This window comes from Bacillota bacterium (genome assembly GCA_040755295.1).
In the GTDB taxonomy this organism is placed as follows: Bacteria; Bacillota; Desulfotomaculia; order Desulfotomaculales; family Ammonificaceae; genus SURF-55.
Genome location: JBFMBK010000022.1, coordinates 21190 through 28428, shown reverse-complemented (window position 1 = coordinate 28428; position 7239 = coordinate 21190). Strand labels below are relative to the sequence as shown.

Annotated in this window: 6 protein-coding genes; all 6 read right to left on the bottom strand. The window is 63.4% G+C overall.

The annotated features are described in order from the left end of the window. On the bottom strand, positions 1-1087 hold a 1087-nt coding region (locus tag AB1500_12295; GenBank protein ID MEW6183930.1), incomplete at its 3' end, for an ATP-binding protein. A 309-nt stretch (positions 1088-1396) separates the two neighbouring features. After that, positions 1397-2155: an ABC transporter permease gene (locus AB1500_12290; protein MEW6183929.1), complete on the bottom strand. Its 759-nt coding sequence runs from the start codon at positions 2153-2155 to the stop codon at positions 1397-1399. Then, a complete protein-coding gene (locus AB1500_12285) occupies positions 2155-2961 on the bottom strand; it encodes an ABC transporter permease (protein ID MEW6183928.1) in 807 nt (268 codons plus the stop codon). Before AB1500_12285 ends, AB1500_12290 begins: the two co-directional genes overlap by 1 nt. Next, complete coding sequence (locus tag AB1500_12280) at positions 2958-3851, bottom strand: ABC transporter ATP-binding protein (GenBank protein ID MEW6183927.1); 894 nt, start codon at positions 3849-3851, stop codon at positions 2958-2960. Before AB1500_12280 ends, AB1500_12285 begins: the two co-directional genes overlap by 4 nt. A gap of 47 nt (positions 3852-3898) precedes the next feature. Further along, a complete protein-coding gene (locus tag AB1500_12275) occupies positions 3899-4717 on the bottom strand; it encodes an ABC transporter ATP-binding protein (protein MEW6183926.1) in 819 nt (272 codons plus the stop codon). A gap of 93 nt (positions 4718-4810) precedes the next feature. Beyond that, positions 4811-7219: a copper amine oxidase N-terminal domain-containing protein gene (locus AB1500_12270; GenBank protein ID MEW6183925.1), complete on the bottom strand. Its 2409-nt coding sequence runs from the start codon at positions 7217-7219 to the stop codon at positions 4811-4813. Between the last annotated feature and the right edge of the window lie 20 nt (positions 7220-7239).

Genomic DNA, 7239 nt, shown 5'->3' with positions numbered 1-7239 from the left:
TCTGTTCTTGCTCCTGCCGGTCCTCCGGTGGTTCCTCTTCTTCCAGTTGCTCCGGCGCCGGCGGTTGCTCCCGCGGTTCTTCTTCTTCCGGCTGCGCCGGTGGCGGTGGCGGGGCCTCCCGCCGCCGGTGGTAAAGCACTAATTCCGCCACCCGCTCCACGTCCGCCGGCGTCGCCGCATCCCGCCCCTCCCAGGCCGCTATCGCCCGCGCTGCCTGCACCAGTATAATTTCCGCCCGCTGGCCGGCGCAAAAGGCCCCGGCCGCTAACTCCGTCGCCCGCCTTACCGCCTCCTCGGCAACCGCCACCGCCGCCGAACGCACCCGCGCAGCCACTAACCGCTGCCGCAGTTCTTCCTCCTGGGGCGCAAACGCCCGGATGAAGCCTTCCGGGTCGCTCTCAAAGGCTTCCCGCCGCCGGGCGATCGCCGCCCGCGCCGCCGGGTCGCGCACCGCCTCCACCGGCACGCACAACCCGAAGCGGTCGAGCAACTGCGGGCGCAGTTCCCCCTCCTCCGGGTTCATCGTCCCCACCAAAATGAAGCGGGCCGGGTGAACGAAGGAAACCCCCTCCCGCTCCACCACGTTCACCCCTGAGGCCGCCGCGTCAAGGAGCAGGTCCACCAGGTGGTCGTCTAACAGGTTCACCTCGTCCACGTAGATGATCCCGCGGTTCGCCCGCGCTAAGATCCCCGGTTCGAAGCGCCGCCGTCCGTAGCGCAGCGCGTGCTCGAAATCGAGGCTGCCAACCACGCGGTCCTCGGTTGCGGACACCGGCAGGTCAACCACCGGCACCGGCCGCGCCGCCGCCACCAATTTTTCGCCCTGCAGCAGCCGCTCCCGGCAGAAGGGGCAGAGATGCCCTGTATCGCGGGGGTCGCAGTTGCAGGGGCAACCCGCCACCACTGTGAGCGGCGGCAAAAGCGCCGCAAAGGCCCGGACCGCCGTCGATTTGGCGGTCCCTTTTTCCCCGCGCACCAGCACCCCGCCAACGAGCGGGTTGATGGCGTTCAAAATAAGGGCCAGCTTCAGCTCCTCCTGGCCGATGATAGCCGTGAAAGGATAAACGCAACGCCTGTATTCGGACATTTCTACCTCCGTAAGTTGAACGTTGAATCTTAGACGGAAGAACTTTTAGGTCCGTGCGACGTTCGACGTGCAGGCTTAGACAGTAGTTGCCCATGCCGCCAGCGGCACCATCAGAGAATGAAAATAGCTTCGACTCGATAGGGTCATTAGATCCGGGATTTGCACTTTGTCCCCGCATTCCCTGTTTCTGACGTCGGACCTCGGACGTCGGACCTATTTTCAGGGTAGTAATTTATAGTCCGTTCAACGTGGAACCTCGAACATAGTACGGACCCCAAAGGTCAATCAACCTAAGCCTAACGTCGAACGCTATTCCTCGTTCCGCTTCAGCCGCCACAGCCCCAGCGCCGCAAAAAGCAGCGTCCACCCGCCAAGCGCCATCACTTCCACCCAGGCAACCGGCTGCCCCGTAAAGCCCGCCCGGACAACCGCCGTCGCCGGGGTGAGCGGCAGGAGCCACACGAGGTGTTGCAGCGCCGCCGGCAGCCGCTCCAAAGGCACCAGCGTCCCGCAGAGAAAGGTCAGCGGCACCACGAAAAACTCACTGATCACCGTCTGGTCGTCAAAGGAGCGCAGGCACAGCCCTAAAAAAACCCCACAGGTACCGGCAAAAAAGGCGAGCGCCACCAAACAGGGCCAGCCCGCCGGCGCCACCCGCAAGCCGGGCACCAAGAAAAGCGCCGAGCCGAGCACCATCCCGCCGGCCAGCAGCCCCCGCAGCGCCCCGGTGAGCGCGTAGCCGAACCAGACGGCGAAATCATTCACGGGCGCCAGGCGGTAGGCCTCAAAACTTTTGAAGTGCAGCCGGTTGTAAAAGAGCCGCACGGTGACCGCGGTGATCCCGTTGTTGAAAACCGCCAGCGCCACCACCCCCGGCACCAGGAACTCGGCGTAGCTCATCCCGCCCGGGAGAAGCCCCCGCAGCCGCCCGCCTACGCCAAAGCCGAAAGAAAGGAGAAAGATGAGCGGCGAAAGGACGTAGGTTGCTATGTAGAGCCAGAAGCGGCGCCGCCAGACGACCATCTCCTCCCACAGGATCGGGAACCAGCCCCAAAACAGCGCCCGCATCAGTCCTGCCGCCTCCAGCACAGCAGAAGGTAAGCCAAGGTGTAAAGCGCGCAAAACCAACCAATGCTTTGGGCTAACCAGCCCCAATGCACAGGCTCGCCCAGCGCCAACGCCCGCAGGTGGTAAGTGCCCGCCGTGAGCGGCAAAAACCACGCTAACTTTGACAGCACCCCCGGCAGCCCTTCCACCGGGAAGAAGGTTCCGCAGAAGAAGGTCATCGGTAAAACCACCAAGTTGGTGAAGATCAAAACATCCTTATCCCCGTTCGCCACCATCGCCACCGCCACCGCCAGGGCCGCGAAGGTGAAGGCGATCACCGCTAATTGCAGCAGGAAAAGCGGGTTGAAACACAGTCCCCCGGCCACCGCCCAGCCTGACAGATAGACCAGCGCGGCCACCACCAGCCCCTTCGCGCCGCCCCCGATCAAGTGCCCTACAAGGAGAGAGCGCGTGGAAACCGGCGCCAAAAGACATTCGTCCAGGACCTGAAAATATTTCCGGCGCAGGGTGAACCAGTTGACTAAATCGCCGTAGCTGCCGCTGACCGCCGCTAACGCCGCCAGCCCCGGAACCAGGAAGTGCAGATGGCTCGCCGCCGCCGTCCCTTTGAAACTCCAGGCGAAGAGGGCGAGGAAGATGAGCGGCCGGTTGAGCCCCCCGACCACAAACCGCCACCAGCGCCGCCGCCAGACCAGCCCCATCGCCAAGACCAGCGGCAGCCAAGCGGGATAAACCCTCTCGTGCCAGAACCTCTTTCCCACCGCCGCTTCCGCCATCACCTTCATTCCTCCGCCTTTCGCCTTCATCCTTCAAAAATCTCTCGTCCGGTGAGTTCCACAAAAACGTCCTCGAGGTTTGTGCGCCGCACCGTTATGTCCCCCGCAAGCGTGGCGGCGTAACCCTTCGCTTCCTGACGCGTATTGAAGAAGGTGCGCTTCGTCCCCTGAGGGGTAAAAAACTCCACGCAGCAAGCTCCCAGCCTCTCCCGCAGCTCCCGCGGCGTCCCCAGGGTAATGAGCTTTCCCCGGTCGATGATCCCCACCCGTTGACAGAGGCTTTCCGCCTCCTCGATGTAGTGGGTGGTGAGCAAAACCGTCATCCCTTCGCGGTTCAAAAGCTGGACCAGGTCCCAGATTCGCCGCCGCGTCTGGGGGTCAAGACCAATCGTCGGCTCATCGAGAAAAAGAATGGGGGGCTCGTGCAGAAGCGCCCGCGCGATCAGGAGCCGCCGCGCCATCCCGCCGGAGTAATTCTGCACCCGTTCATCCGCGCGGTGGTCGAGGCCTACGTAGGCGAGCAGTTCCGCGATCCGCTCCTCCCGCACCCGTTTCGGCAGCCGGTGCAGCAGCGCGTGCAGCACCAGGTTCTCCCGCGCCGTCAGCTCCCGCTCCAGGTTGTTCACCTGCGGCACCACCCCGATCAGCCGCTTCACCGCCACCGGGTTCCGCGCCACGTCCTCCCCGCCCACAAAAAGCTCGCCTGCCGTCGGGCGGGCCAGCGTGGTTAGCATCCGGATGAGGGTGGTTTTCCCCGCCCCGTTCGGACCCAAAAGCCCGAAGATCTCTCCCTTGCGGACGGAAAAGGTCACCCCGGCCACCGCCGTCACCAGACCGTAGCGCTTCACCACCCCCCGCACCGCCAGGGCCGCCTCCGCCGGCGCCACCTCAACGTCGGCATCCGGGGACGTGACCGGCATAGTTATCCTCCGCGCCTCAGGTTGCAGCCGCAAGCGTTATCCTCCCTTCACACCCGGCCGCCCGCTGCCGCGACCGGCGCCCCGCTCGCAGCTCCGCCGACCGGCGCCACCGGTGTCACCTGAATCCCCCACGGCCCCTCGGCAACCACCGCCTCCACGCCGTAAACCGCCCGCAGGTTCGCCGGCGTAAGCACCACCGGCGCTTTTCCCGCAGCGAAGATCCGCCCCGCGTGAAGCAGCAGTAAACGGTCCGCGAAGCGTCCGGCTAGGTTCAAATCGTGCAGCACCGCCACCACCGTGCACCCCTTCTCCGTAGCTAAGCGCCGGATCAGCGCCATCACTTCAAGCTGGTAGCGGATGTCGAGCGTCGCCGTCGGTTCGTCAAGGAGCAAAACCTCCGGTTCCTGGGCCAGCGCCCGCGCCAAAAAGACCTTCTGCTGCTGGCCGCTCGAAAGCTCCCCGAGCAGCCTCTCCGATAGCGGCGTCAGCCCCAAGTAGCCGAGGGACGCGCTCACCACTTCCAAGTCCCGCGCGCTCACCCCCCAGGTAAGGTGAGGCCGCCGCCCCTGCAGGACCGTTTCCACCACCGACGTAGGAAAACCCGCCTGCCCGCCCGGCGGCGGGACGTACCCCAAACACCGCCCGATTTCGTAGCCGCGCAGCGCCGCTAGGTTTTTCCCGTCGAAGAAGACCGTCCCTGTCCGGGGCCGGAGCACCCGTGCCAGGCACCGGAGCAGCGTCGACTTCCCGGAGCCGTTGGGACCAACAATCCCGAGCACCTCTCCCGCCGGCACCTTGAAGGTGACATCCTCCAAAACCGGTACGCTGCCATACGCGAAGGAAACGCCCTTTACCTGCAACCGCATTTTTTTCATCCTCCCTGAAGACGTTCGGCGTTCTGCGTTCGACGTTAACAGGTTCAAGGTTCAAGGTCAGTCTGAGCTTAAACCTCGAACCTTTTACCGGATGATCACTTGCCGCTTCTCACCGTCCCACTCGGCCCTCAGGGCCAGCGCCTGGGCCACGAAGCGGTAGGGGAGCATCGTCCGGCCGCTTACGATCTCCGGCGCCGCATCGGCCGAAAGAAAGACGCCGTTCAAGAGGTAACCCTTCTCCCCGATCCGGAACTGGATCACCCGATTACCGGCAAAAATAGTCACCGTCTTATTCACGCCGTCCCACAGCATTTGGTCGCCGCCGATGCCCGCCGCGTAGGCCAGGTAGCGCACCGGCGCATAAGTCCGCCCGTTCTTAATGTAAGGCGCCACCTCCATCTCCTTCTCCTCGCTGCCGATCCGGTACTTGGTACTGCCGATGGTAAAGACCGCCTCCGTGCGGATGGCTACCGGCGCCGGCGTCAGGCACTCGGCCAGGACGCAAGCTAACTTATTGAGCGACGAAGAAAAGAGAGCTTCAGTCTCGCTCAAGGCGCTGCCGCTAACCTCAAGGGTAACCGGCCCCACCGGCACCGTCCGGTCCGAGGTGAGGAGGATGTTGTCCACCACCACCGTGCTGCCCGTCTGCTCGTAAGCCGCCTCGGCAGTGGTTTCCTCAGCAGTCTCCGTCCCCGCGGCATCACCGGTGGCAGCGGTGGTTTCTTCTACCGGCTTCTCCACCGGGGTGGCACTTGAGAGCTTTACGGGAATTACGAGCGTCCGGTCGTTATCCTCTAATTTAATCCCGGCGGCATCGAGTTCAAGGTCACCCGCCGTTACGGTGACCGTGGGCTTCTGGCCAAAACGCACCCCGGAGGGCAACGTGAGTTGCAAAACCGCCCCCGCACTCAACCGGGTTGAGTGCGGGGCGGCGTCGCGCGCCCTGAGCGCCCCCACCATATTTTCCTGGATGGTCAAGGCCCCCACCGGCTGCGCCGCCAGCCCGATCCTTACCGTGCCGCCCGTCGGGGCTAACTTAACCGGCGCCTGGACGTTGGCCGCCGTCACGCTCTGGTTTAAACCCGGCCCCTTCACCGTCACCGCGAGCTCCTCCGGAACGTAAACCGCTAAGTCCACGGTCGCGTTTTTAAAACAGAAGACGGTGCGGCTGGTGCCGGCCTGGTAAACGGAATAGACGACCGTCCGGCCCTCGTCGCGCGTGCCTTCATACTGAAGCTGCCCGTTGCCCGCCTCGCGCGTGACGCCAGGCCGGCGGTTCCACTTCGCCCCCTCGGGCAACGTTAGCGAGAGGAGCCGTCCCGCCGCAAGATCACCGGTCATTCCCTCCGCAACCGTAAAGTTCCCGATCTGCTGGTTCAGCCGCCCGGCCGCTACGTCGAGCGTGCTCTTCGCCGCCAACGCCAGCCCCGGAACCCAGTACTTCGCCACCGTCACCTCCGCGACCTTCTCCCCGCCGACACCCGGGTTGGTGCCGCCGTAGGTCACCTTCACGTCGCGCGCGGTGGCAAAGGGCTTGTTCGCCTTAACCAAGGCTCTAATGAGCAACTGTCCCGGGCTGCCGCTGCTCGCCGTATTGATTTTGAGGTAGAGGGCGCTGCAGCCGTTTCTTTCGGGGTAAACCGCATAATCCACACTCCCCGCGCCAAAGCCGCCCTGCGGGATGAGGGTCACCGTATCCCAGGTGAAGCCCGGGCTCAAGACCAGCTTCACCGTGTTGTCGCCGGGGAAGTCCGCGGCGTTCACCTTCAGCGCCCCGGCGAAATCCTCCTTCAGGGTGATGTCGGCGGTCTGCCCGCCAACATCCGTGATCTCGGTGGGGGCGGCCGCGGTGATGTTACTCCCACCGGCGGTGAGGAGCTTGCCGACGGTCACCGTGCCGGAGGTAAAACCGGCGGTGGAGGGCGCGTCGAGTGTCGCCTTAATATCGGAAGACTCAAGGTCCTCTGGGGTTACCGGTTTAACAACCACTTCGTCAAAGTAGATATAGGTCCTGAAGGTCCTTGTCGTCGGAAGATCGGTGGGCGCAGCGAACACGATCAGGGTGACATTCTGTTTCCCCAATGCTTGGAGATGCACCTCGCTTCCGTCCGTACCCCTAATCAAAAAGGCCTCCTCTCCATAAGAGTAAACAGCCGAGCCTACACTGTAAGTGTTTTCAGCAAACGTTACGCTGACGACCGCACTCGCTTTTTGAGGGAAGTAGGAACTGCTGTTTACGAAGTTAAAGGTCATTTTTTGGAGCTCCGCAAAAGAAGGAAGGCCGATACTCACCCAGTCACCTGCTTTAATCGACATGGCATTACTTTCGCTAATGTAGAGGCCGCCTAACCGTGCCGTCGTTTCCGGCGCCACGTTCGGGCACCATAGCGCCGAGTTGGTGGTGGCAGCTAAGGCCGCACCAGCCGGAGTTAAAACCAAGACCGAAATCACCGTAAAGAGTAGTAAAACTAAACAAAAACGTTTCACCGCCATGCAAAAACGCACCTCCGTAA